Below are 3309 nucleotides of genomic sequence, written 5' to 3' on the forward strand. Positions count from 1 at the left end.
CCTTTTTAGAGATTTTTAGGTTGGCTACTAACTCCCGGTTCGCTCAAATTAAATACCACTAGCCAAATAAATCGACGAAGAGTGTAGTCTGGGTATGCAGTTGAGAGAAGAGATAGGGGAAAAAATTGAGAGAAACTCACTCAGAAAGAGCCGACGACCTACCGGTTATCATCCATTGGCTTCAACAAATGGAGATAGAAGAATTAATTGACCAAGAGCTACCACCTCCTCATGGCAACCGACAGGGATTAAGCTATGGGCAACTAGCAATCTTGTTGTTAACCTACATGATTAGCCAAGGAGACCATCGACTTTGTGCTGTGGAACCATGGGTGGTATTACATCATCGTACATTGGAATGGGCAACGGGTTGGAAAATTGGCCTCAAAGATGCTACCGATGACCGATTAGCCGACTTATTAAAGCTTTTGGGTTCTTCTCAACATCAAGCCATCGAGAGCATCTTTACTGAGCTAGGAAAACATATAATACGTGTCTATGAATTGCCCACGGAGCAAGCCCGTAGTGACACCAGCAGCTTTTCAGTTTACCATCAGCCGCAAAACTCAGTAGATGGAGAATCCTTGCTTAATTTTGGCGCTAAGCAAAGACCGCCGCCCAGATTTGAGACAATATCGTGACTATGTTGGCAACTTTAGAGCTGATTCCTAAAGAGAAAATAAAGGAAAACTGGACAGCGAGCAAAAGGAAGTAAGCTCAGCACACTCACCTCAATATTGCTAACTCTAGAGAAGAAAAGTTTGATGAGTCGTCTTCCAGAAGGTGGCCAAACCACACCGCCGACTTTACCCTAGCGATCTCAGTGACCGAGAGTGGGAAATTATTAAACCGTTGTTACCGCTTCCCCAAGGATTTGGAAGACCATTAACCGTAGACCTCAGAGAAATTCTCGAATGTGTTCTTCTATGTACAGCGCACTGGTTGTCAGTGGGAAATGTTGCCCCAGGATTTCCCCCATCACGGGACAGTATACAAATATTTCCAGAAATGGGAACGCCTAGGAATTTGGCAGAAAATCCATGACACACTACGACACCAACTCCCTTGAAAAGTTGGGACGATTTGAAAAATCAACAGTAGCGATCGCAGACTCACAGTCGGTAGAAACGACGGAAAAAAGGGGGAGGTGTACGGGTACGATGGCGGCAAGAAAGTCAAAGGTCGTAAACGCCATTTGGTAGTAGATTCTCTTGGTCTAATGATTGGGGTGTTAGTGACTGAAGGCAATGCCCCAGAACGTTTGGGAGCAGCTACAGTAAGAGCGCGAAAACTCAGAAGAACTTTCTGTGACAGGAAATAGTTTGGGTAGATGGAGGATATTCGGGTCAGAACTTTGCACGGGTTGTTCGGCAACTCTGTGGGGCGGGTGTCGAGGTCATTAAACGTCTTACTGACACTTTTGAGATTTTACCCAAACGTTGGGTGGTTGAGAGAACTTTTGGATGGTTAAATCGGTATCGCCGTCTGAGCAAAGATTACGAGATGCATGTCGAGAATAGTGAGGCAATGATTTATGGGTCTCTAATTCGATTGATGATTCGTCGATTAGCCTCTTAATCTTTACTTTAGGAATCAGCTCTTAGACCCGTTAGCTCTGCCTTTGTTGGGAGCCACTTTACCGGGTCAAGGAACAGACGAATCTCAGTATCTTCCTACTTGGATAAATTTGGCAGAAATTATAGGACACAAAAACTTTTTATTCCTAGCAGACAGCAAAGCTTCTAGTTGGGCAAATCGAGCCAAGATTGATACTGAAGGAGGGATTTATGTCTTTCCCCTAGCGATGACTAAACCTCGCCCGAAAATCTTATTTGATTGGCAAACCTACCGCCAACAGAGGTTAGAGAAATTACCGTCGAAGATGCCGAAGAAACTGACCCAGCTTGTAACCGTCCCATGGCCTTACGCCACCATAGGTATTTGAGTGTTGATCAGAGTTTGTGGTAATAGGGATGGAGCCGATAGCCCTAACCGCTGGGCTCGAATTGCCTGTGTGAGATAATCCAAGGGATTTTTCTGCTGTGCTTTGAGGGATGTCACCACAGTAAGAATTCTCGTGCGCGAATTCACTGCCGGCTTGAGATTGGGAACCAAAGCTGGTTCGCCGCCAAATCACTGCAGTGCGTAGCGCACGTTCTGCGGCATTATTTGTGGGCTCTACCCCTGGAATATAGACAAAAGTCCACAGCGCAGCCTCTAGTTTTAATAACTCTCGGGCTGTGCGTACTGTTTTGGCCAATGGTGATTTTTCCCTGTTGGCAATTGGTATTGCTGCAGCAGCTTCTAACTCGGTCTTCAAACCCATTCTCAATGGCTCCACCGCCATCACAAACTGCTCACGACTCATGGTGCCATCCCGTACTCGATGCCACCATCGTGCGTAACCTACGTTCTCGACGCAATAGAGCTTCACCAATTTGTTTCGACACACCAGTGCGTTCGGCCATAGCCGTCAAATCCCGCTTCAGATGAGCCCAACATACTTGACGATGCATCACCTCCAACCAGTTGTAAGCACTGTAACGGTCTGAGATTAAAATACCTTTGAAGTCTTCTCCGAGTAATGCTTTGGCTGTTGCTTGAGAGCGACTCAAGACCACCGAAAAGACAATCACCAACGGGGTAACTAATACCCACAGCCATCCTTTGGTTTGCCTGGGATTGAGTCCATCACCATTGCCTTGGCTAAAGCTGGTTTCATCACTATGAACAAACGCCTGGCCTTGAACATACTGCTGAGCTTGTTCCACAGGACTTGCGACCGCCTCACTCACCTGGTGACGAATACGATTGATGCTCCCACGGGAAAGCTCAACACTAAACAAAGTAGCAAGTAAGGACTTCACCATTCGGTGACTTTGGCGATGTTCTACACTCAACCAAGCCACTACTGCCGCTAATCGGTCTCCATAGCCGGTTGATGGTACCTCGGCAGGGAGTGGTGCACGGTTCTTCCTACCGCAGCAACTACACTCCAACTGATGCAGTTGATGTTCAATCACATAGGCCGATAGCGGCGGAATATCAACGATTTGATGACGTAATGGGTGCTCGTCTAAGCCGCTCAACTGCTCTCCACAATGCTGACAAATATCTGGTACATGGGAATGAACTTCGCTACAGGCTTCGAGGGGATAGAGCTTTGGTGTTTTCAGGGATGAGGCATCACTGCTAGACTTTTTCTTTTTCTTTTTCTTTTTCTTTTTGAGAGTCTGAGGGTTTGACAAATCTTGCTGACCAAAACCGTCACTTGAGGGGGGACGAGATGAATTTTGTGAATTTTGCTTG

3 protein-coding genes and 1 pseudogene are annotated in these 3309 nt (G+C 46.4%); 2 read left to right on the top strand and 2 right to left on the bottom strand.

Going from position 1 to position 3309, the window contains the following annotated elements; genetic code table 11:
- The first annotated feature begins 125 nt into the window (after positions 1-125).
- Both F6K53_RS36035 and F6K53_RS36040 read left to right on the top strand, forming a co-directional pair.
- Positions 126-641, top strand: a complete 516-nt coding sequence (locus F6K53_RS36035) for a hypothetical protein (protein ID WP_293084203.1) — start codon at positions 126-128, stop codon at positions 639-641.
- 142 nt (positions 642-783) lie between these two features.
- Positions 784-1578: pseudogene (locus F6K53_RS36040) on the top strand (IS5 family transposase).
- A gap of 292 nt (positions 1579-1870) precedes the next feature.
- Here the strand turns inward: F6K53_RS36040 and F6K53_RS36045 are convergent.
- Both F6K53_RS36045 and F6K53_RS36050 read right to left on the bottom strand, forming a co-directional pair.
- Positions 1871-2368 carry a transposase gene (locus tag F6K53_RS36045; protein WP_293084207.1) on the bottom strand — a complete coding sequence of 166 codons (498 nt, stop codon included), beginning with the start codon at positions 2366-2368 and terminating at the stop codon, positions 1871-1873.
- On the bottom strand, positions 2358-3309 hold a 952-nt coding region (locus F6K53_RS36050; protein WP_293084210.1), incomplete at its 5' end, for an IS66 family transposase. The genes F6K53_RS36050 and F6K53_RS36045, both read right to left, overlap by 11 nt.

This window comes from Moorena sp. SIO4A1 (genome assembly GCF_010672065.1).
GTDB lineage: Bacteria > Cyanobacteriota > Cyanobacteriia > Cyanobacteriales > Coleofasciculaceae > Moorena.